The organism is Seonamhaeicola sp. MEBiC01930, assembly GCF_045277075.1.
In the GTDB taxonomy this organism is placed as follows: Bacteria; Bacteroidota; Bacteroidia; order Flavobacteriales; family Flavobacteriaceae; genus Seonamhaeicola.
The window spans coordinates 885,525-907,142 of sequence record NZ_CP104270.1 but is presented as its reverse complement, the minus strand read 5'-3'; the positions used below and the strand labels follow the sequence as shown (position 1 = coordinate 907,142).

At 33.6% G+C, this 21,618-nt stretch carries 21 protein-coding genes; 10 read left to right on the top strand and 11 right to left on the bottom strand.

All coding sequences use genetic code 11. From position 1 onward, the window contains the following. Positions 1–93: 93 nt before the first annotated feature. The 4 genes from N1F78_RS03985 (at position 94) to N1F78_RS03970 (ending at position 2,798) form a co-directional block, all read left to right on the top strand. Positions 94–735, top strand: coding sequence for a hypothetical protein (locus N1F78_RS03985; RefSeq protein ID WP_406684894.1), 642 nt, complete (start codon positions 94–96; stop codon positions 733–735). A gap of 67 nt (positions 736–802) precedes the next feature. Next, a complete protein-coding gene (locus N1F78_RS03980) occupies positions 803–1,327 on the top strand; it encodes a WbuC family cupin fold metalloprotein (protein WP_406684893.1) in 525 nt (174 codons plus the stop codon). Positions 1,328–1,416: 89 nt separating this feature from the next. After that, positions 1,417–2,034: a GDSL-type esterase/lipase family protein gene (locus N1F78_RS03975; RefSeq protein ID WP_406684892.1), complete on the top strand. Its 618-nt coding sequence runs from the start codon at positions 1,417–1,419 to the stop codon at positions 2,032–2,034. A gap of 35 nt (positions 2,035–2,069) precedes the next feature. Beyond that, a complete protein-coding gene (locus N1F78_RS03970) occupies positions 2,070–2,798 on the top strand; it encodes an esterase family protein (protein ID WP_406684891.1) in 729 nt (242 codons plus the stop codon). 3 nt (positions 2,799–2,801) lie between these two features. On the opposite strand, the gene N1F78_RS03965 is transcribed toward N1F78_RS03970, so the two are convergent. From N1F78_RS03965 to N1F78_RS03930, 8 genes are all read right to left on the bottom strand, one after another. After that, positions 2,802–3,761, bottom strand: coding sequence for an SDR family oxidoreductase (locus N1F78_RS03965; RefSeq protein WP_406684890.1), 960 nt, complete (start codon positions 3,759–3,761; stop codon positions 2,802–2,804). Between the two features lie 167 nt (positions 3,762–3,928). Beyond that, positions 3,929–5,416, bottom strand: coding sequence for a cellulose synthase family protein (locus N1F78_RS03960; RefSeq protein ID WP_406684889.1), 1,488 nt, complete (start codon positions 5,414–5,416; stop codon positions 3,929–3,931). Beyond that, positions 5,416–6,105: a glycosyltransferase family 2 protein gene (locus tag N1F78_RS03955; RefSeq protein ID WP_406684888.1), complete on the bottom strand. Its 690-nt coding sequence runs from the start codon at positions 6,103–6,105 to the stop codon at positions 5,416–5,418. The genes N1F78_RS03960 and N1F78_RS03955 overlap by 1 nt, the downstream gene beginning before the upstream one ends. Positions 6,106–6,235: 130 nt before the next feature. Beyond that, positions 6,236–7,168, bottom strand: a complete 933-nt coding sequence (locus N1F78_RS03950) for a homocysteine S-methyltransferase family protein (RefSeq protein WP_406684887.1) — start codon at positions 7,166–7,168, stop codon at positions 6,236–6,238. Between the two features lie 4 nt (positions 7,169–7,172). Continuing rightward, positions 7,173–7,928, bottom strand: coding sequence for a sterol desaturase family protein (locus N1F78_RS03945; RefSeq protein ID WP_406684886.1), 756 nt, complete (start codon positions 7,926–7,928; stop codon positions 7,173–7,175). 101 nt (positions 7,929–8,029) lie between these two features. Then, complete coding sequence (locus N1F78_RS03940; RefSeq protein WP_406684885.1) at positions 8,030–9,808, bottom strand: hypothetical protein; 1,779 nt, start codon at positions 9,806–9,808, stop codon at positions 8,030–8,032. A gap of 62 nt (positions 9,809–9,870) precedes the next feature. Beyond that, on the bottom strand, positions 9,871–11,493 hold the full coding sequence (locus N1F78_RS03935; protein ID WP_406684884.1) for a 4Fe-4S binding protein: 1,623 nt from the start codon (positions 11,491–11,493) through the stop codon (positions 9,871–9,873). Positions 11,494–11,504: 11 nt separating this feature from the next. After that, the gene (locus N1F78_RS03930; RefSeq protein WP_406684883.1) at positions 11,505–12,842 is read right to left on the bottom strand and encodes an NAD(P)/FAD-dependent oxidoreductase; all 1,338 of its coding nucleotides are present in this window, start codon (positions 12,840–12,842) and stop codon (positions 11,505–11,507) included. 203 nt (positions 12,843–13,045) lie between these two features. Here N1F78_RS03930 and N1F78_RS03925 point away from each other — a divergent pair, with 203 nt between their 5' ends. From N1F78_RS03925 to N1F78_RS03900, 6 genes are all read left to right on the top strand, one after another. Beyond that, entirely contained in the window at positions 13,046–13,756 is a 711-nt protein-coding gene (locus N1F78_RS03925) for a DUF547 domain-containing protein (RefSeq protein WP_406684882.1), read from the top strand. Between the two features lie 15 nt (positions 13,757–13,771). Further along, positions 13,772–14,638, top strand: a complete 867-nt coding sequence (locus tag N1F78_RS03920; RefSeq protein ID WP_406684881.1) for a hypothetical protein — start codon at positions 13,772–13,774, stop codon at positions 14,636–14,638. A gap of 38 nt (positions 14,639–14,676) precedes the next feature. Then, positions 14,677–15,681: a glycoside hydrolase family 113 gene (locus N1F78_RS03915; protein ID WP_406684880.1), complete on the top strand. Its 1,005-nt coding sequence runs from the start codon at positions 14,677–14,679 to the stop codon at positions 15,679–15,681. Next, positions 15,665–16,399, top strand: a complete 735-nt coding sequence (locus N1F78_RS03910; protein ID WP_406684879.1) for a hypothetical protein — start codon at positions 15,665–15,667, stop codon at positions 16,397–16,399. The genes N1F78_RS03915 and N1F78_RS03910 overlap by 17 nt, the downstream gene beginning before the upstream one ends. Further along, positions 16,396–17,661, top strand: a complete 1,266-nt coding sequence (locus N1F78_RS03905; protein WP_406684878.1) for a POTRA domain-containing protein — start codon at positions 16,396–16,398, stop codon at positions 17,659–17,661. The genes N1F78_RS03910 and N1F78_RS03905 overlap by 4 nt, the downstream gene beginning before the upstream one ends. Positions 17,662–17,730: 69 nt before the next feature. Continuing rightward, positions 17,731–18,462, top strand: a complete 732-nt coding sequence (locus N1F78_RS03900) for a metallophosphoesterase (RefSeq protein WP_406684877.1) — start codon at positions 17,731–17,733, stop codon at positions 18,460–18,462. Here the strand turns inward: N1F78_RS03900 and N1F78_RS03895 are convergent, their stop codons facing one another. The 3 genes from N1F78_RS03895 to N1F78_RS03885 form a co-directional block, all read right to left on the bottom strand. Then, complete coding sequence (locus N1F78_RS03895) at positions 18,463–19,995, bottom strand: carboxypeptidase-like regulatory domain-containing protein (protein WP_406684876.1); 1,533 nt, start codon at positions 19,993–19,995, stop codon at positions 18,463–18,465. Positions 19,996–20,070: 75 nt separating this feature from the next. Further along, positions 20,071–20,772 (bottom strand): TIGR04283 family arsenosugar biosynthesis glycosyltransferase, encoded by a 702-nt coding sequence (locus N1F78_RS03890; protein WP_406684875.1) that lies wholly within the window; start codon positions 20,770–20,772, stop codon positions 20,071–20,073. Then, positions 20,765–21,610: a DUF547 domain-containing protein gene (locus N1F78_RS03885; RefSeq protein ID WP_406684874.1), complete on the bottom strand. Its 846-nt coding sequence runs from the start codon at positions 21,608–21,610 to the stop codon at positions 20,765–20,767. Before N1F78_RS03885 ends, N1F78_RS03890 begins: the two co-directional genes overlap by 8 nt. Positions 21,611–21,618 lie beyond the last annotated feature (8 nt).

The window sequence follows — 21,618 nt, the reverse complement described above, 5'->3', positions numbered from 1 at the left end:
TGAAAAAGGGCTTTTTTATTGTTCTTTTTTGATTGGTTTTGTGGGAAAATTTAACGACATTCGTTTTGTTTAATATTATAAGTTAAAAGTAATATGAGAATATCAAGAAAACTGCCTACATTAATTTTACTGTTATGTTTTATTAGTTTTTATGCCCAACAAAAGGCCATTACTGAAAGAGGAGAAGAAGTTATATTGTTTGAAGATGGAACCTGGAAATATCAGAATGAAGAGGTAATTAAAGAAACAGAAATACCTACTAACCCAGAGAAATTTGAAAAAGATACAAATTCCACCTTCTTACTTAAAAGTAATAAATTGAATGTTGGTTTTTGGTTGGACCCTAAAGTGTGGTCTTTTAAAAAGGCTACTGATAATCCAGAAGCTGAATATGAACTTCAAGTCAAGGATGGGGATTTATATGGTATGGTTATATCAGAAAAAGTAGAGATACCCCTTGAAATGCTGAAAACCATAGCATTAGAGAATGGGAAAGCTGCTGCTCCTGATTTAAAAATTGTAAAGGAAGAATATAGGATGGTTAATGATTTAAAAGTTCTATTACTTCAAATGGATGGTACTATGTATGGAATTAAATTTTCATATTATGGATATTATTTTTCTCATGAGAATGGAACAGTTCAATTCATAACCTATACCTCGCAGAATTTATTGGAAGAAAGTAGGGACGTGTGTGAAAAGTTATTGAATGGCATTGTTAAATTAGATGAATAATTTCTAATTATGGAAAGGATTCCTTTGAATTTAAAACAGAAAATATAGGTTTTTTTATTGTAATATTATGAAAGATTTCCCTGTAGCTACACCACCACCAAAAAGCGATGTTACCATCTTAGATAAATCAATTATTGAAAGAACAGTGGAGTTGTCTAGAAGCAGTCCGCGGAAACGTATTATTGCTCCATTACATAAGTCGGCTTCAGATACTTTACATAGAATGTTTAATGTTATTCAACCTGGTAGTTATATAAGACCTCATAGTCATGAAACTGATAGTAAAGCAGAGTCTGTTATAGTTTTAAAGGGTGGGATTTGTGTGATGACATTTGACGATGACGGCAATATGCTTTCACATAATAATTTATACGCCAATTCTGATGCCTTTGGTGTTGATTTAGAGCCTCATGTAATTCATTCGTTTTATGCTTTAGAGGAAGACACTGTGGTTTTTGAGGTTAAACCAGGTCCTTACATCCAAAAAAATGACAAAGGATTTGCAAGCTGGTCTCCAGAGGAAGGCACTCCAGAAGCGGAACAGTTCTTAAATAATTTGATAGAAATGACTCAAATAGCTCCTACAAGATAAAAAGAGCTTTCAACTAATTTAATTTTCAATTTCGTAGAAGTTATTTTAAAGCTTTATATTTAGGGCTAAATTTTTAAAAGGTATTATTCATGTTTTGGTTCTTCCCGGATTTAGAACGATTAGAAAATGAAGTTGAGGCATTGGAATATGATCCGAAATTGGTTTTTTACGGAAGTTCTACGTTTACTTTATGGAGTGAATTAACCTCTGTTTTCAAAGAATACAATCCGTTGAATTTAGGTTTTGGAGGTTCTACTGTGGCTGCTTGTACATGGTTTTTTGATCGTGTTTTTAAAAACATAGACAAACTAGAGTCTATTGTAGTTTATGCCGGTGATAATGATTTGGGAGAAGGTAGGCATCCTGAAGAGGTTGTCCTAATTTTAGAAAACTTGTTAGCAAAAGTAAGAGCAAAGTATGGCGATGTGAAATTTACCTGTATTTCCATAAAACCTAGTATAGCACGTAAACATTTAATGGGAAGCATTCATTTTACAAATAGCAAAATAGAAGAGTTTATGTCTAAAGATGAAAACTTTCATTACGTACATATTTATGATGTTTTACTTGATGAAGGTGGTAACCCCAATATAGACTATTTTGAAGAAGATGGTCTGCATTTAAATAAGGCTGGATATAAAGCCGTATTAAAGGTACTAAAAACTCACCCTGAGATATTTCCTGAAAAAGTACTTGAGGAAATATAATTTAATTCCTAACTTACAAATAAGAGTTTTATTTTATGAGAAGGGAATATCATAAATGGTATAGTCCCAATCTTGACAGGGATATGGAACTTTTGGTTTTTGGTCATGCCGGAGCCAAAGTTTTATTTTTCCCACCTAGAATGGGACGGTTTTACGATTATGAAAACTGGCGGATCATTAAAGCTGTTGAAGAGAAAATCAATGAAGGACATTTACAGGTTTTTTGTGTAGATAGTGTAGATTTAGAGTCGTTCTATAACAGTTTTGTACATCCTGGTTATCGTATTTATAGGCACATTCAATATGAAAAATATGTATTGGAGGAAGTATTACCCCTTGCCAATTTAATAAATAAGAATGAAAATGTGATTTCGGCTGGATGTAGTCTAGGGGCTTATCATGCAGTTAATGTGGCTATGCGCCATCCAAGATTGTTTTGCAAGGTTGTTGGCATGAGCGGACGCTACGATTTAACCCAATCTAAAGGTTATTTTGAGGATTTACTTAGTGGTTTTCATAATGACTTTGTGTATTTCAATATGCCCAACCAGTATTTAAAAAATGTTGATGATCCTATTTTAATTAAGCAATTGGAAGATATGGACATTGTTCTTGCTATTGGAAAGGAAGACCCATTTTTGGAAAGTAATTATACCTTGTCTAATATCTTACTTGAAAAGGGCATTTCTCATCAGTTTTTCGAATGGGACGAAGAAGCCCATAAAGCGAGATACTGGCGAAAAATGGTTCAGATTTATTTTTAAAATTTATTCTATTTCAGTTAAGACCTTATCTAGAATTTCAATGAGTTCTTCCCTGCTATACTTATAAGCTTGGTTTTCATTGAGCTGCACCATTTCGCGTAAAATTTGAGTAATGGTCCAATTACCTTCAATCTCATTAGGAACAACCATATACCGGCGTTTTGGGCTGTCTGAAAAGAGTGCTTTTTCTACGGCATCAGCCACCTCACTCGGATCTTTGTATTGGCTTCGGTCTCCTTCTGAAGAAATTAGTTTATCATATTCCTCTTTATACAGTGAATTTTCAAAAGCTTCAGGATTTGATTTAGCCCTTTTAACCAGTGTTTCTCCAATTTTAGAATTGTAATTTCCAGGTTGAATAGCACTAACCTGAACGTCAAATTTTTGCATTTCAGCTGCCAAGGCATCTGTATAAGCTTCCACGGCATGTTTAGTCATACAGTAAGGGCCCATAAATCTACCAGATAAAATTCCAGCAATAGAACTTATGGTACTAATGCGTCCTTTAGACTCAATAATTAAAGGAGCAAAAGCTTTTGTTACTCTGTAAGGGCCGTATACATTCACATTGAAAATAAATTCTAAATCGTCTTCTTCAACTTCAGTTAAAGGTCCCCAAATACCAACTCCCGCATTATTTACCAATGCATAAAGTCCACGACCTTCTTTTTTTACAGTTTCAACGGCTGCATTGATATCATCCCATTTGGTTACATCCAGTTTAATGGCTTTTACATTTTTCATGGCATTGAGCCTATCTATGTCTTTTTGTTTGCGCGCTCCGGCATATACGAAGTAGCCATTGGATGAGAGTTGTTCTGTGATTTTTAAACCAATCCCACTACTAGCACCTGTAACCAATACAGCTTTCTGTTTGATGTTTGATTCTTGCCCGTTAATAATGAAAACTGTTAAAAAGGAAACAAAAATAGCCGTGAAAAGCTTGTATTTAATAGATGTCATAATTGCTTGTTTTTTAATTGGTTTGTTTTAAATGTAAGCAAAATTATTATGACTGTAAAAGTTATGGGCCATAGCTTTTTAGAACGAACATGGTATTTGCGTTTGTTATTGTAGTAAGTTACAATTTAAAACGTGAAGCCTGAACCGATATGGTAACGCCCAAAAAATTATACTTTAGATGCTAAAGATTTTATGAATACGTATCCAAAACCTATAAATAACATGGCGTGAAATGGAAATAAACCAAAGTCACCTCCTTGGTCTCCAACAATAAAGGCGCTATACATGCCAAATCCAAAGTAAACCATTAGTGCTCCTTCAAAAATTACATTTGTAGAAACCTTTTTTCTAATGTATTTATTGTTTTTCCAAGAGTCTTTTAAATTATTAATATTGAATTTTGGTGTACGTATAAAGGCAGATTTTTTACCAAAATGACCTTCTAAAACGGCAATAGAGTTGTGTAGAGAAAAACCCATGGCTATTGAAAAAAACATAAAAAACATTCCTATATAACCCATGAAATTTTTAATCCCTTTACCATAAATATTACGATACATAATCCAATAACAGATAAAGAAAATAACGGTACTTAGTACAAAGAAACTCATTACTAAGAAGTAGGTTTTTAAATGCGCATATTCGTTCTTTATATATAACATAGGAATACTAAGAATAGCCACGACTAAAATATTTAAAAACATGGTGCTATTAAGCAAATGCAAAAGTCCATGAATTTTAGTTTTAGCTGAAATGTTCTTACTTTTTAAAACGCGCCAAAGCATTTTTTTAAAGTTTTCAGCACCTCCCTTATTCCACCTAAATTGTTGTGATCTAGCTGCACTTATAACAACTGGCAACTCAGCAGGTGTTTCAACATCTTCTAAATATTTAAAGTTCCAGTTTTTAAGCTGAGCGCGGTAGCTAAGATCTAGGTCTTCTGTAAGTGTATCTCCTTCCCAATTACCGGCGTCAATAATGCAAGTTTTTCTCCAAATACCGGCAGTACCATTAAAATTGATAAAATGGCCTTTGCTATTTCGTCCCACTTGTTCTAAAGTAAAATGAGCATCAAGAGCAAATGCTTGAATTCTAGTTAAAAGAGAATAATTGCGGTTAATGTGCCCCCAACGTGTTTGAACTACGCCAATTTTTTCATCTTTAAAATAAGGTACTGTATGTTTTAACCAATCTGATTTTGGCAAAAAATCTGAATCAAAAATAGCTATAAACTCTCCTTTTGCTATTTCTAACCCCTCCTTTAAAGCTCCAGCTTTAAATCCAACTCTATTGGTTCTTGTAATGTGCTTAATATCTAAACCTGTTTGTTGAAGTTTTTCAATATGTGCGGCCGTTGATTGTACCGTTTCATCTGTAGAATCATCTAGAACCTGAATTTCTAACTTGTCTTTAGGGTATTCAATTTTAGCGATGTTATTTAACAGACGTTCCATAACATACATTTCGTTATAAACTGGTAGTTGAATAGTGACTAAAGGAATTTGATCTTGGTTAGATAAGTCGAATTTTTGAGCATTATCTTTTTTCTTTGCAAAAACATAGTTGATTAACAAATTTAATTGCGCCAAGGCATATAGAAATATCAGTAATATTGCGATGGTATATAGAACTATGACGATACTTTCTAAAATCATTATTTAAAACTGTATTTGAATATCCAAACCAAAATTTTTACGCCTGCAAATATAGCACCTTTTATGGTTCCAGAAACTTTAGAGATACCTATTCTGTTTCTGTATTTTACTGGTACTTCGATATATGTGAATTTTTGTTTTAAAGCTTTAAGCTGCATTTCTACTGTCCAGCCATAAGTTTTATCTTCCATTTCTAGAGCCAACAACTTGTCATATTTTATAGCTCTAAACGGACCTAAATCTGTAAACTTTGAACCAAACATAAGTTTCATTAAAAATGTTGCCAACCAATTCCCAAAAATTTGAGGAATGGTCATAGAACCTGCTTCTCTAAGTCGTTTTACACGTGCGCCAATTACAAAATCTTTGTCATCATTTATTATTGGTTCTATTATTTTTGTAAGTTCCTCGGGATAATCAGAATAATCACCATCAAGAAAAACAACTATGTCTGGTTTAACTGCTTTATTGGCAATGTAATCCATTCCTTTTAAACAAGCGTAACCGTAACCTTTGCGACTTTCTGTTAAAACGGTGGCTCCAGCATTTTGAGCATTTACCTCAGTGTCATCGTTAGAATTATTGCTTACTACAACTACCTCTTCAACTGTCCTTGGGATATCTTTTATAACGTTTCCAATAGAATCAGCTTCGTTATAGGCAGGAATGATGACGTTTATTTTGGGCATGAAAAGTAATTGTGGTACAAAAATACAATAAGCTATGTCGTTGGTCAAATTATGAACTAACAACATTTTTAAATTATTATAAAGAAAAAGAGCATATACATGCTCTTAGAAAAATTCTGTTTTGAGAAATTTAAGCTAAAACATGATTACAAATTGAAGCTACATGAGAGGCATCTGTACCACAACAACCTCCAAAAATGGCTAATTCTGGTAAATGTGTTGTTAAGGTTTTGTGCAATTGCCCCAATTCTTTTGGGTTTCCTCTGTCAAGCTCTTTAGACTCATCTAATTCTGTATGACTTTTACAAGATGCGTTAGCCCGAATACCCTTGATTCTACATTTCCAGTCTGACGATGATTCAACTTTATCCATAAAGTGTGTTGGGTGGGCACAGTTTATCATGTAGTAAAGAGGATAGCTGTTAGTGGTTTTGTCAATTTTTTCTATGGCTTCTTTCAAGCTTTCTCCACTTGGTAAATGTCCGTCGGTTTCAACAGTGAAAGATAGTACAACAGGTAAATTACTTGCTTTTGCGGCTTTTGTAATGCCTAAAGCTTCATTGCTATAGGTCATGGTTATGGCGGATACCAAATCTACTTTTTCATTTTTGAAAACTGACATTTGAAGTTTGTGATAGCCCTTTGCTTCTTCTACTGACATGGCGTTTCGTATTTGATAACCATCGCGTCTTGGTCCTAACTGTCCGCTAATAAATATGGTTTCAATATCTTTTTTATATGTTGCTCTAAGACTATTCATTTGTTGAATAGCTTGTTTATTTACTCTTATTAAATCGTCTTTTGAATATCCTAGTTTAAAACCCCAATCTGGGTTAGCTCTCCATGTTGGACTCTCTAAGATATAGCCGGTTTGATGCTTTTTAGCCATATCCATATATTCTCTATAATAAGATTCAAAGGTTTCCTGATATTTGGGGTTTTCAATTAATGGAAATGCAGCAAAATGCGGTAAATCAATTCCTTTATTAAAAATTAAATCGGTTTCTAAACCTCCGTCTGTTAAAAAGATGGAGGCTTGAAGTTTTTCTAAGATATATGACATGGTTTTAGGCTTTAGATTTATTTATGTCTTGGAAAGTAAGCATCTCAACTACCTTAGCAGAGGCACCTTCATAAAACCCTGTTTCATGTTCGTAACCTTTGGGGTTTTTAAATGAGCCAAAGATGATGTCGAATATTGGTAAATCAGAATAATTGTGCTTGTGAATTCCTTTAGCATGGTGAATTGTATGGCTTTCTGGACGCTGAATAATGTATCCTAACCAATGAGGTGTTTTTATGTTAGTATGTTGGAATATCCCTAAGAACATAGTTCCCAACAACATGATAGTTACCGCTTGAGGGGTTACACCTACTAGAAGAGCTAAACAGATACTTCCTAAGAAGGTGAATCCAATCATATCAAATAAACTAAAGTAAAAGGCGCCGTAAGTATCCATACGTTCTGCACTGTGATGCATTTGATGGAATAGTCTCCAAAGGAAATCAGACTTGTGCATAGCTCTATGCCACACAAAAACACCGAATTCATAAAGTACAATGGCGAAAATACCGCCACCAACATTTCCAAGACTTGTTAGGTCAAAGAATTGATATTGCGCTAAAAATGGGTCTGTTAGTAATGGTAAATACGATGATAAAAAGAAAAATACCGCAAAGGAGGTCATACCTCTCAGTTTCCAGTTCTTAACTTTTGGCAATGGTCTTGCTGGGAATAAGGCCTCCCAGATAATTAAGAGAGCATACATTCCTAAAGCTATTAATGATATGGGGTCTAATAAGATTTCTAAAGGTGTTGGCATAATAATTCGTTTTTTTGATTAATAATTTGCTTTTACCTAATAGACGTAAGTTTTTAACTTACAATGTAAGTTTTGAGAAAAGAAGATGTAAGTTCAACAAATTAGAGCATCCAATCTACCTTGATTTCAGGCTTATAAGAACAATATGTTCCTGTTTTTATGGAATTGGATAGGTGGGTTGCCAATTGCGGATGCGCCTTGTTTATTTTTTTTATGCTACTTCTTATACGCCACGTTACTGCAGACCTTGCTTTTTCTATAGTAGAACCCACTTTTCGGGACTTACCAGATAGTCCTAATGACTTCGATAGGTGTTCCAGAATTCCATCATATTCTTCTCTAAGTTTAGCAATGTTTTCAGTTTGACCGAAGGATTCCGCTTCTTCTATTTCAATTTGAAGTTCTTTTATTCGCCTTTGGTATTCAGCTTTAGCTTTATTGTCAATTGCAGACGTATTGCTACTTTCATCAACGGCGGATTTCATTAAATCTAAGCAGTGCAATTCTTTTTCAGGATTTGAAAGTAATTTGTAGATGTCATGAAACCCTTTAGTGTCTTTTAGAGTTACGAGCTCACCCTGATAATTCACTTCCCAAACGTCACCTTTTCGATAAAAACCGTTATCTTTAGTGTTAGTTGTTTTATTTATCTTATCGGTTTGAGATACTTGCTTCTCCGTTTTAATATACTCGATTAAAGGTGTTAAATAAGTGAAGTTTTTAAATGGATTAACGACCATAAGCCATTCTAAAGATTCTTCCTCTATTGTTTTTTTTCCGGAATACACAGCTTTTTCAAAGAGTTTCATGTACTCATCCCAATAAAGCCACATTTTGTCATAATCCTTGAGTTGCAAATAGGCAGCAGCAACAAATGCGGGGAAATCGGTCCAACTTTTTTTTGATGCTTTTTTAGCTAAAGCTACACTTGTTTCAAAATCGCCTATACCCAAGTAGTAATTTGAACCGTGAGCATAATAATGGTTAGAGTGAAACGGATTCAACTCTATAGCTTTGTGGTAAAGTTTAACAGCTTCATCATTATAACCTAAAAACATTAACGAAAAGGCAACCCGTAATAGGTGAGAGCAGTCATTGGAATTCATTCTCAAGGATTTTCTCAGGTAATGTTCAGCTTTTTCAAATTCACCAAAATACACATATGTCCTTCCTAAAACACCCAAAGCAGTATAATCATTGCTGTCAAGCTCAATAGCTTTTAAAGCATAATCATGGGCACCTTGCATGCTTTCATCCCAGCGTTCCCAAAGGAGGCACGACCAAAAGTTGAAGTAGCTTAAGGATAACCCAGTAAACGCTAACGAATAATTAGGGTCAATTTCTAAAGCGGCATTAAAGTATTCACGGGCTTTAATGTCATTATCTTTTGAGCCCTTTTGTAAGGTGTTCATTCCAATGAGGTAATTCTCATAGGCAGCAAGTTCTACAGAACTTTTCTTATAGGAATGAGAGAGTAAATTGTAATTAATTTTTTCTTCAAGAACTGTAACGATTTGCTGAACAATATCATCTTGTGTTTCCAAAAGCGAATCAATAGTTTCGTCATACCGATTGCCAAAAACCAAACTTTGGTCTTCAGTTTTTATAAGCTGAACGGACATTCTAATGTTGTCATATCTATGACGAACCGTTCCATATACTAAGTAATCAGCCCCAAGTTGGTCAACTTCTTGTTGATTAGAAATATCCTTAATCCTTAAGGTTGAATAGGAAGAAATTACCGAAAGGCCTATAAATTTTGAAAAATGTGTAATTAGGTCTTCAGAAAATCCGGAAAAAAGTTGTTGTATTCTATCCTCCTCACTCGTTATTTGAAACGGTAAAACAGCTATGGTAATATTCTTGTTTTTAGTGAGCATTTCGGAAATTAAGTGTCAATTTTTTAAACCGAACTACTAAATTAAGAATTTAATCGATAAGGTTACTTTCTATTTACCAAATCCATTAGGTCTACATCATTACCTAATAAAATATCCGTAGGATTGATGCGGCCTTTTTCTGGACCATTTTCTAATTTTAAAACACCTCTAGGGCAAACAGCAGAACAAATTCCGCAACCCACGCAACTAGCACGAACAATATTTCCACCTTTTTGGGCATAGGCCCTAACATCAATACCTTGTTCGCAATAGGTTGAACAGTTTCCACAAGAAATACATTGACCGCCATTAGTAGTTATTCTAAATCTAGATTTAAAACGTTGTACTATACCTAGGTAAGCTGCTAAAGGACAGCCAAATCTACACCAAACTCGATTTCCAAAAATGGGATAGAACCCAGTGCCGATGACTCCTGCAAACCAAGCTCCGATAAGGAAACTATAGGTGTCCTTAATCCATTGGGAATTAATTCCTAGAAAAGATTGCGTGCCGGAAAAATAACAATACAAAGTCACCGCTGTCATTATTAATGAAAATAAAAGGACAGCATGAATTAGCCAACGTTCCAATTTCCATGCATTTAAACTTTTGTTAGAATGTTGCCTGTATGGGTCTCCTAAGGTTTCAGCTAAACCTCCGCAACCACATATCCAAGAACAGTACCATCGTTTTCCGAAGAAATAAACCATTACGGGCACCACTATAAGTGTTAAAAGGGTTCCCCATACTAAAATAAAAATGCCTATTGCTCCACTTTGACTCAAGCTTTCTAAATTCCATTCGAAAAAGAAATCATAATCTAAAGGGAAGGCGTTTTTAAAATCGTACCCAGGCATATTTAGGCTTGCCATGATTTCAGGAATAAGAAATGCAAAGACTATCTGAAAAAAGAGAACAGAGGTGGTACGAATTACTTGGTATTTATTATGTCTGTATTTAATATACATACGTGCAGCCATGACTAACATTATGACACAATACAGGAAGCCATAAACAAACCATTGACTAGCAGGTCCTCCATTAAGAAACTTACTTATGGGGTCTAGAATGTAGGTCCAATTAACCACATAATCTGCCTTAAAATAAAGTAGTAAATAGAATGCTACCAGATAAATTAAAACCAACCATGCAATCCAACCGCGATTAGTGCTAGATTCAAGATAGATGCCATTGTTTTTTATACCTGGTCTGCCAAGTAATTTAATGTTTGGAAGGATAAACAAGAGCCCTCCAAGTATTGCCAATCCAAAAGTTAACCACCAAATTAAGGCTGGATTATCTTTTATAAAACCAGAACCTGCTTTTTTAGACAATTCATAGCTTAAGGTATGCGGTTTTCCATAGATTATGTATTGATATTGCTCTCCTTTTTTATCCCAATTTTTTTCGGCATCATATTTAGCAATTAAATTTTCGTAGTGTTCGTTCGAAGCTTGGTAAGCTGCTCTTACCCGACTGGAAAACTGAAAAATGTTTAAGTCTTCATTGGTGACTGTGGCCTTTTTAAGTTCCTCTTTAATAATTTCACTTTGGTAACCCTTAGATTCAATAAAATCATTTACATCTGATTCTGATAATTTGAAACTTCCGGTAAATATGGTCCCCGTAAAAATGCTTAAACCTAGAATGAATAAGACTAATCCTAATTTTTTTAATGCTTTCATATATCCTTATTCTAAGCAAAAATGCGTTTCCAACTTTTCTTTTTCAACTGAATGTTTGTGCCATTTTCTTGATTGAATTTAGCAACAATTTCGGGTTCATGGAGTTTGTAAAACTCTGGGTCGAAATTAGCGTCTGCCAAATGTTCCAGTACATAATCAATAGTTCTTTCTTCGCTCAAAACCCTATCAAAAAACTCATGGCGCATTCTAATTCCCAGATTATTGATGCCAATAAAAGCTCGGGTATCCTTGTGATAGCTTAAATGAATACACTTTTTACTGCTTTCATGTTCCCAATAAAAACGGGCTTCATTTTCTTTGGGTTGCGCCCATACCCAACCATAGGTTTGGTATTCAATATCAAAGAACTTAGCAGAGTTGAACCAATGTCCTGGTTTGTATTCAATATGATTACCGCAAATGGTTTGCGCTACGGTTTCACCCATCATTCTTCCGGTATACCAAACGGCTTCTATAGGTTTTCGGCTTCCAATTGGTTCATGTTGTTCAGCACAATCACCAATGGCATAAACATCAGGAATGTTGGTTTCTAAAAACCGATTTACCTTCACACCTCTACCTGTTTCGATTTCAGAATCTTTGATAAAATCTATGTTCGGTGTTACACCAGCAGTTAATCCAACTACATTACAAGCTATTTCTTCTCCAGTTTCAGCTATTACGACCGATTTTACCTTTCCGTTATCGTCTGATTTGATTTCTTTTAAGTTAACTCCCAGTCGTAAGTCGATACCATTACTTAAAATTTCCTTGTTTATCATTTCGGACTCTTGTTCTGGAAAAACTTTGTTCCAAAAACTAGTTTCTCTCACTAAAAATGTTACTGGAATATGTCTTGAATGTAGCATTTCGGCTAATTCAATTCCAATCAATCCACCGCCAACTATCACAGCTCGTTTACAAACTTTATTATTAGGAGCAAACTTCTCAAGGTTTTCTAAATCTTGTTTATGATACATCCCCATTACACCATCTAAGTCTTGCCCGGGCCATCCAAACTTATTTGGTTTACTTCCTGTTGCAATAATCAATTTATCATATTGTAAAGTTTCTTCGTTTGAGAATTGAAGCGTTTTACTTTTGGTGTCTACCGTTTTCACGAAACCTTTTTTCAAGTCTATTTTATTCTTTCTCCAGAACCAATCTTCATAAGGTTGTGTATGTTCAAATTTCATGTGCCCCATGTATACATACATAAGTGCAGTACGTGAAAAGAAGTAATCCGTTTCGGCAGAAACGATTGTGATTTTTTTATCGGAAAGCTTTCTAATATGTCTGGCAGCCGTGACTCCAGAAATTCCATTTCCAATGATAACAATGTGCTCCATTTTTTGAGATTATGATGTATTAGGTCGAAACTAAAGATAAGAACTTAATGTGACCTGCGTAAATTTAGAACCAATTCAAATTAAGTATCTTGTGTAAGGAATCAATTGAAATGCAGACCCCAAAATCTTTTTTATGTATTTGTAAGTTAACTAACATTTTGTTCGACAGAGGAGTTGTTACTTTGTGAAAACTAAATTTTATTATGAAGAAAACAGTTGTTTTATTAAGCCTTTTAATCGCCTTTTCTGGTTGGTCTCAAAGTGAGGCATCATTTTTTAAAAAAGCCAACGCTTTTTTTGAAACCTATGTAAATAATGGGAAAGTAGCCTATGCAAAACTTCATAAAGATTCAAAAGATTTAGAAGATGTTTTAAGTCTTGCAAAAACAATTTCAGTTTCTAAAGAGATGACAAATACGTATCAAGCGTTTTGGATTAATGCGTATAATCTATCCGTTATAAAGGGTGTTATTGATAATTATCCTACCAATTCACCATTAGATAATTCTGGTTTTTTTGAAAAGACTAAGTACGATTTGGCTGGAACCAAAATCACATTAAATGATATTGAGCATAAATTGTTGAGAGCACAATTTGAAGACCCTCGCTTTCATTTTGTTTTAGTTTGTGGAGCCATTGGATGTCCTCCATTAATCAATAAAGCATATTTACCCGAGACTTTATATAAACAGTTAGAAACTCAAACAAAAATTGCTTTGAACGGTACGTTTTTAAAAGTGGATACTAAGAAAAAACGTGTGGCTGTATCTCAAATTATGGAGTGGTATAAAGAAGATTTTAGAATGAATGGAACCACCGAAATTGATTTTATAAATAAATACAGAACTGAAAAAATTCCAGATAATTTCAAAATAAGATACTTTCCTTACAATTGGAAAGTCAATGAACAATAATTTAAAAACAAATTCATGACAAGATTTATTACATTACTATTTATAGTATCAATTGCTTTTACCGGATTTTCACAAGAAGAGCAAGAAGAAACAAAAAGTAATATTCAAACCTATACACCTTCTAAACTTTTGAAAAAAGGGCAATGGGATATTAAATGGTTTAATAATTTGTATACAGAAACTGAGGCCCGAAATAATGGTGTTAAGTCAGATAAAGCTAGGGAGACCTATTTTACTTCAAGTTTTGATATATTTACAGGAGTCTCTGAAAACAGCACTTTTAATATTGGTGTTTTATTTGATGTTAGGTCTAATGTAATTGGAGATAGAAGTGCTCTGGATGTTTTTTCTTTTGATGGTGAACGTGGAACGGCACGTTCTGGTTTTACTTCGGTTGCTCCTGTAATTAAATTTAATCCCATTAAGAATGTCGGTAATTTCACAGTTCAATCAGCATTTCATATTCCATTATTGGGGGAAGAATCTGATGTCGATGGAGTGTTTTTAGATCAAACGGCCTATACATTTCAGAATAGATTTTTTTATGACTATACCCTGCCTAATGGAGATTGGCAATTATTTACAGAATTAAATACGGAATATAATTTTGGCGAAGATAAAAGTTTTGCCAATAATACATTTGTATTTTCACCGGGAGTCTTTATGAGTTACTTTCCTAGTGGAAAATCAACTGTTTTGGGTTTTGTGCAACATTTCCAAAGAATTGGTGATTTTGAACAGGATTTCACTGCCGTTGGTTTTGGTGGTAAGTACCAAATAACCGATGTTTTAAATTTGGAATTGCTCTACAGTAAGTTTGTTAGAGGTGACAATACCGGTTTAGGTCAATCCTTTAATATAGGTTTAAGAGCATTGTTTTAATTGATAAGTGTTAAATTAGGAGTTGTGAAAAAACCAAAATGAAATTCTTTAAGCTCTTAATAGTGTCAGCATTGGCTTTTCAATCTTGTCAGGGGCAGTTTGAAAAGATAAATGGTGTAAGTTTCGTATCTTCTAGGGATGCTATAAGTGAAGCACATGTAAAACCTGTGGTGGCAGTTAACGCTAATTATGCCTCTGTAATGCCTTTTGGTTTTTTAAGAAGGGTTGATAGTCCTAATCTGATTTATGATACAGATCGTCAATGGTTTGGAGAGACAGCTGTGGGTGTAAAACAATATATTCAGGAACTGAGAAAGCATAAAATTAAGGTTATGCTGAAGCCTCAAATTTGGATTAGAGGAGGGGTGTTTACTGGTTATATTAAGATGAATTCTGAAGAAGATTGGAAAGTTTTGGAAGCCGCCTATTCAAAATTTATTCTAGACTATGCTCATTTGGCTGAAGAGTTAAAAATTGAAATATTTTGCATTGGTACAGAGTTAGAAACTTTTATTAATAATAGACCGGTATATTGGTCTAAATTAATAAATGAGATTAATTCAATTTACAAAGGTGCGTTGACTTACGCAGCTAATTGGGATGAATTTAAAAGAATTCCTTTTTGGAGTGAATTAGATTATATAGGCATTGACGCTTATTTTCCAGTAAGTGAAAATAAAACACCCTCAGTGGAAGATTGTTTAAGAGGTTGGATGAGCCATCTTCCTGAAATAAAAAAGAATCAAGAGGGGTTTGAAAAACCAATATTGTTCACTGAGTTTGGTTATAGAAGTGTAGATTATACGGGAAAAGAACCATGGAGAAGTGATCGTGATATGAATGAAGTAAATTTGGAGGCTCAAACCAATGCTACAAGGGCCTTATTTGAAACCTTTTGGGATGAAGAATGGTTTGCAGGTGGTTTTATTTGGAAATGGTTTCATAGGCATGAGCAAGCAGGAGGTGTCGAAAATTCTAGATTTACACCCCAAAATAAACCAGTTGAATTGTTAATAAAGGAACATTATGAAGCTTATAATTAAATTGAAATATTTAGTTGTTTCATTATTAATTTGTTCTTGTTCAAGTTCAGGTGATGATGTGGTGTATACCTTAGATTCATATATTCAAAATAAAGCCATTGAACAAGGAGGAGTTATTGCCTGTGCAGCTAGTGATAAAACTACTGGTGAAATTTTAACCTTTTATTATCCTAAAACAGGTGCAACTAATATTAGCTATTACGAAACAGTAAATATTTCAGTAGACGGGAATGATTATTCTAATTATAGCTTAGTTTCACTGCCCCATTCGCCTGTTTTTAATGGTTATTTAGGGAAGTTTACACATACATCAACCCATGAAAAATGGATGATTGTAACTTTTGAATTAGAAGGTGAAATAAAAATATCTAACCCTATTCGCTCCAAACAAATATCAAAAGAATCGGTTTGGAATGACCAAGTTACCATTGATCAATCACAATCTATGATGCCGAATTTTAAGTGGACTGATAATCCTGTTGGAGATAACGCTATTTATTTTCAAGTGATTACAGATGAGCAGAATAATTTGTTATCTGGTACTTATACTTATGATAATCAATTTCAGTATTACAATACATCTAACGTTGTACTCAACGTAACTGAACATAATCCACCAGATTTGATGGTTGGTAGCACATATAATTTCGTTTTAATGGATGTAAGTGAAGATAATTGGGTAAATTGGGTGGTTGAAAAATCATTTCAAGCCCAATGATACAAAAGTATTTCGCATGTATTCTTTTTCTGTTAGTTTATTCTTTTGCGGTTTCCCAAAATAAGGTTGTTTCGGATATTAAAATTCAAGGCAACAAAAGGATTAAATCGTCTTTTGTAAAAAAAATGGCTTCTGTTAAACCAGGAACCGTTCTTGATTCTCTATTGCTTGATGAGGATATGGAGGTTTTAAAACGATTACCCTCTGTGTCTCATGCATATTATCAGGTATACACAACCGAAGATGGTAATTATAATATATTCTACAATATAGAAGAGAGTTTTACCCTTATTCCCTCTCCAAGCATTTACACCACAAATAATGATGAATTTGCCTTTAGATTGGGGTTAACGGAGTTTAACCTTTTGGGTAGGAATATAGCTTTAGGAGCCTTTTATCAACATGATGTTTATGATTCTTTTGCTATTAATTTTAGGGCTCCTTTTTTGTTTACAAGACGATTAGGTTTGGCTATAAATGTTCAGGATTTAACAACTTTAGAACCCCTTTATTTCAATAACGGTAGTGCAGATTATAAGTATGATAACGAGTCTGTTGAAGTTTTAGGTTTGTATAAATTCAATTTTAAGAATAGGATTGAATTAGGTGGTACACATTTTATCGAAACCTACAATTATTTAAGCGGAGAAACAGATCCCAATGTTCCTCGGTCCTTAAGTGTTGACAAATGGTTGGCCAAGTTTATTTATGAGTTTAATAATCTTTCTTATCATTATCAATATGTAGATGGCTTTAGAAGTATGTTTAATTTTCAATATGTAACTTCAACTGATGATAGTTTACCTGATTTTTTTATTGGGTGGAACGATTTGTATTATTTTAAACGTATTGGGGAAAAAGGAAATTGGGCCAACAGAATTAGAATAGGGCTATCATCAAATGATAATACTCCTTTTGCTCCTTTTTCGGTAGATAATAATGTAAATATTAGAGGTGTAGGTAATGTTATTGATAGGGGTACCGGCTCCATAGTTTTCAATACAGAATACAGACATACCTTAATAGATAAGCGCAATGTGGTATTGCAAAGCAATGTGTTTATAGATAGTGGCTCATGGCGATTACCGGGAGGGGCATTAAGTGATTTTACAAATGGTGATAACATAAAAGTTTATTCAGGTATAGGATGCCGCCTTATTCATAAAAAAATATTCAATGCCATTTTTAGAATAGATTATGGTCTAGGGCTTACCAAAGATGCTACTAGAGGCATTGTGTTTGGTATTGGGCAGTATTTTTAATCTAAACTTAACTTGAAAAATCTTCTATTTTAAGATATTCTACCATAATTTTGCCAAAAATAATTTTTGATGGCACGTACAATTGCAGTTGGTGATATTCACGGAGGCTTAAAGGCCTTGATTCAGGTTTTAAATAAGGTTGAAGTAAAGGATGAAGACAATTTAATTTTTGTTGGTGATTATGTAGATGGGTGGAGTGAAGCTGCTCAAGTAATTCAATTTTTAATAGAACTTTCAGAAACCATCGATTGCATATTTATAAAAGGAAACCATGATGTTTGGGCAGAAGAATGGTTAAGAAGTGGCGAAGTGCACCCTACTTGGTATATGCATGGTGGTAAAGAAACCATGGAAAGTTATGAAGGCTTTTCAGAAGAAGACAAGGCAACACATTTGGCCTTTTTTGAAAATACGAAAATGTACCATATAGATTCTGAGAACCGCTTATTCTTACATGCGGGGTTTACTTCAATGCATGGCGTAGAAAAAGAGGTGTTCCAAACCACATTGTATTTTGATAGAACGCTTTGGGAAATGGCTCTAACCATGGACAAGCGCATCGAAAAAGATTCGGCATTATATCCTAAGCGATTAAAACATTACCGTGAAATATACATTGGGCATACGCCTACCACTAATTTCAAGTCTGATGTCCCAATGAATGCTGTTAATGTTTGGAATATAGATACAGGGGCCGCCTTTAAAGGCAAGATAACGGCTATGAATATAGATACAAAAGAGTTTTGGCAAAGTGATAATTTACCAGTCCTTTATCCCAATGAGAAGGGAAGGAATAAATAGTTATTCTATACTCTTAAAATCTTTTATAGCTTGATTTGGTTCTATAACATTATGGCCTTCCCAAAAAGTTGGGTCGTAAGCTGGTAAATAGGTTGGGCTTACATTAGGTTTTTCTTCAAAAACATCATAAACCGTTTTGTTTATGGTTTCACTTTCAAAAACTACCAGTTCTTTTTTAGTAATATTAGACATGGTGAAGTGCAGGTCTGTTGAAAGTTCATTCTGTTTTCTTCTGCCCTTTACGTTTTTGTTCTTTTCAATAATTTTTAAAGGGCGTTTAATGCCAAAGTTATTACCTGATTCAGATTCGGCATATTTTAACGTGTAGGTGTTAACATCATTTTTAGCATAGATTAATGTGCCACGATGCAACTTTTCTTGGTATGAAATACCTAACAGCCTAAAGTTTCTCAACGGTTTTACATTTTCGTAATCAACCCTAATGATTGCAAAATCATCTGTATTGATGTATAATGTGCCTTTATAATCTGCGCTACGTTTGGGTTCAAAACTAATCTTATAGGCAAACTGCCCGTTTAAAAAGATGTAGTCTAATAATTCAAAATTATACTTCTTAGATTTTTCTAAAAAGTTTAAATGAGAGTCTTCAAAAACAAAACTACCATGTTCTAAATTGGAAATCGTGTTTTTTCTATGTTTTAAGAAATTCTTTTTACGTTCTTGTTCCTTCTTTTTCTGTTCTTCAATAAAGGCATCGGTCTTTTCTTTTTCCTTTTGTTTTTTTGCATCGGCACTATCAAAGAGGGAAGAATCTATTTCTTCCTTGGTGCCAAAAATGCCCGATTTAATCTTAAAATAAGAATCTCGTTTTATATGTTTTTTGAATATGTCATTAAAGCGCTCTTCAAGTCCATCAAATGATACCTCTTTCTTTTTGTCGTATAAATGAGAAGCCTTTATGATGTCGAGTTTTTGAGTTTCTTCTGGGTATGATTTGGTGTACAAATCCCCAAGAATTTCGGTGTAATCATCAGCTTCCTTAGGCATGATAGTCATAATGCTATCCATAAAATGCTGGTTAAATTCTGGAATGGTAGATTCCTTGACTTTAATACTGTTTTTGGTAACCCGATTAAAATATGATTCCCGGTAAAATAGTTTGCTTCGGTTATATTCAAAGTCGTAATTATTGCCTAGATTTTCATAGGCTTTTTCAATAATTTCTTCGACAGTATAATTCTGATTAGATACTAAAACTTCATCTAGTTCAATAGATTTTTGACTTAGTTCAATGACTTGGTTCGTAAAGTTCAGGATAGGAATCTTTTTGGTGTTATAGCCCAAACAACTAATGAAAAGTGAGTCTTTTTTTGAAGGTGTTTTTTTGAAATATATTTGAAAGTCTCCATCGGAATTGCTAATTACTCCAGTCTTCTTGCCATAACTAATTGTGGCATACGGAATTGGTTTCTGGGTAGTTGAATCAATTAATTTGGTGGTAATGGATTGCTGAGCTTGAGAATAAACTGTAGTTAAAAGAATTAAAATGATTGTTTTGTATTGATTGTACATACGATTGATGTTTCTTTATAAGTAGACGATTACATCAATTATTTGTAACACTTAATTTTTTTAAGTGTTAATTAGCTATTTTTTTACATGAATATATTTAAGATAGTAGTTGTTCAGAGTATTTGCATCTGCTCCTAACCATTTTTTTAAATGAATTGTCCAATAATGGTATTGTAGTTTCCAGATGCCATTTGTCTCATAACATCTTGGAGAAGTTGTTATCCATTTTTGTATAACTACAAACTCTTTTTGTTTGTAGAGTTTACTTATAAAGTCGTTGTCTTCATATATAGCATAACGTTCATCAAAGCCGCCAATTTTGTTAAAAAGTAATTTGGTAATGAATAGACTTTGATCTCCACCTCTTCCTATTTTCCATGAAAACTGAGTGAACCAACCTGCTAATTTTAACCACCAATGTTTACTATTAAATTTCATTTTAAAACACCCCGCATTGTTGCTTTTTTCTACTTCGTTTATAATAAGTTGGTCAAAATTCTTAGGAGGAAATGAATCTGCATGCAAAAAATATAAAATATCTCCTGAAGCATATTTTACGCCATGGTTCATTTGTTTAGCGCGTCCTTTTCCTGAACGTATTAGGGTTGTTTGGCTAAAAGATTTTACGGTTTCAATAGTTTTGTCATGACTACCACCATCAACTATGATAATCTCACTAATATTTTCTTTTTCAGCATTTTTTAAAAGATGATTTAGAAGAAGTTTGATGTGTGCTTCTTCATTTAACGTAGGTATAATGATTGAAATCTTACTCATTCAAGTCCCAATTATAATTTAAAAAACTTTTTTTAACCTCTTCTGAAATTTTAACATGAGAATAAGTGTTTAAAAAATCTATTAATGAACCGCCCTGCTTGAAATCTTTACCAAACCATAGAAATAGTTTAGAAAGTTTGATTTGATTGTTAGAAATTTGATTTTTGGTAGTATTATTTATAAAGTCTTCAGTAGCTTTTGTGAGTTGTTCTTCAAGATGTTCACTTGTGAAAGCTTTGTTTTGTAATTTAGGACAAGACACCGATGCACAATTAATAGCAAAATGAATTCTTGGTTCATTCATTTTACGTAAAACATCATGTTCAATTTTATCTAAATCATACCATTTATCACCTAATTTCCAATAACGTTGTTTCCAAGGGTCTTTAATATCTTTTATACTTTTTAGCGGGTAATGGCGTAGAATTAAATCTACGGTAAAGGCATTGTATGCATTAATCCAGTATGCTAATTTGTGTTTTATGGAAGTATTGTCTTTAGGAATAGTAAGATGAAGAACTCTAATATACCCAAGAAGTTTATCATGGTCATTCTTAAACCCTTTATAGTTTACAATGCCTTCAGTTGAGACATGATTTTCTAAAAGCTCATTCCATAATTGGTGTGGCGCTAAGTTGCGTTTTGCTGTGTTCTGATTAAACTTTTCATATATTGCGTTTATCTCTCTTTGCCTGTTATCAGAAGTGTTAACGCTAACAGGGATTAAATCTGAGATTTCACTTTCTGGGTTTGGTTTTGGATGAGTTGTAATAGTTTGTTTGTTTCCGCCACAAGATATTAGAGTACAGATTATGAATATGCAGTATAAAAACCTCATAAAGGAAC

Coding starts and splice junctions, on each gene's coding strand:
- N1F78_RS03960 (WP_406684889.1), bottom strand. CDS start 5,416: ATGATTTTAGAAAGTATCGTCATAGTTCTATATACCATCGCAATATTA.
- N1F78_RS03975 (WP_406684892.1), top strand. CDS start 1,417: ATGTTTTGGTTCTTCCCGGATTTAGAACGATTAGAAAATGAAGTTGAG.
- N1F78_RS03930 (WP_406684883.1), bottom strand. CDS start 12,842: ATGGAGCACATTGTTATCATTGGAAATGGAATTTCTGGAGTCACGGCT.
- N1F78_RS03900 (WP_406684877.1), top strand. CDS start 17,731: ATGGCACGTACAATTGCAGTTGGTGATATTCACGGAGGCTTAAAGGCC.
- N1F78_RS03925 (WP_406684882.1), top strand. CDS start 13,046: ATGAAGAAAACAGTTGTTTTATTAAGCCTTTTAATCGCCTTTTCTGGT.
- N1F78_RS03895 (WP_406684876.1), bottom strand. CDS start 19,995: ATGTACAATCAATACAAAACAATCATTTTAATTCTTTTAACTACAGTT.
- N1F78_RS03955 (WP_406684888.1), bottom strand. CDS start 6,105: ATGCCCAAAATAAACGTCATCATTCCTGCCTATAACGAAGCTGATTCT.
- N1F78_RS03885 (WP_406684874.1), bottom strand. CDS start 21,610: ATGAGGTTTTTATACTGCATATTCATAATCTGTACTCTAATATCTTGT.
- N1F78_RS03980 (WP_406684893.1), top strand. CDS start 803: ATGAAAGATTTCCCTGTAGCTACACCACCACCAAAAAGCGATGTTACC.
- N1F78_RS03910 (WP_406684879.1), top strand. CDS start 15,665: ATGAAGCTTATAATTAAATTGAAATATTTAGTTGTTTCATTATTAATT.
- N1F78_RS03890 (WP_406684875.1), bottom strand. CDS start 20,772: ATGAGTAAGATTTCAATCATTATACCTACGTTAAATGAAGAAGCACAC.
- N1F78_RS03920 (WP_406684881.1), top strand. CDS start 13,772: ATGACAAGATTTATTACATTACTATTTATAGTATCAATTGCTTTTACC.
- N1F78_RS03965 (WP_406684890.1), bottom strand. CDS start 3,761: ATGACATCTATTAAATACAAGCTTTTCACGGCTATTTTTGTTTCCTTT.
- N1F78_RS03905 (WP_406684878.1), top strand. CDS start 16,396: ATGATACAAAAGTATTTCGCATGTATTCTTTTTCTGTTAGTTTATTCT.
- N1F78_RS03935 (WP_406684884.1), bottom strand. CDS start 11,493: ATGAAAGCATTAAAAAAATTAGGATTAGTCTTATTCATTCTAGGTTTA.
- N1F78_RS03950 (WP_406684887.1), bottom strand. CDS start 7,168: ATGTCATATATCTTAGAAAAACTTCAAGCCTCCATCTTTTTAACAGAC.
- N1F78_RS03915 (WP_406684880.1), top strand. CDS start 14,677: ATGAAATTCTTTAAGCTCTTAATAGTGTCAGCATTGGCTTTTCAATCT.
- N1F78_RS03940 (WP_406684885.1), bottom strand. CDS start 9,808: ATGCTCACTAAAAACAAGAATATTACCATAGCTGTTTTACCGTTTCAA.
- N1F78_RS03985 (WP_406684894.1), top strand. CDS start 94: ATGAGAATATCAAGAAAACTGCCTACATTAATTTTACTGTTATGTTTT.
- N1F78_RS03945 (WP_406684886.1), bottom strand. CDS start 7,928: ATGCCAACACCTTTAGAAATCTTATTAGACCCCATATCATTAATAGCT.
- N1F78_RS03970 (WP_406684891.1), top strand. CDS start 2,070: ATGAGAAGGGAATATCATAAATGGTATAGTCCCAATCTTGACAGGGAT.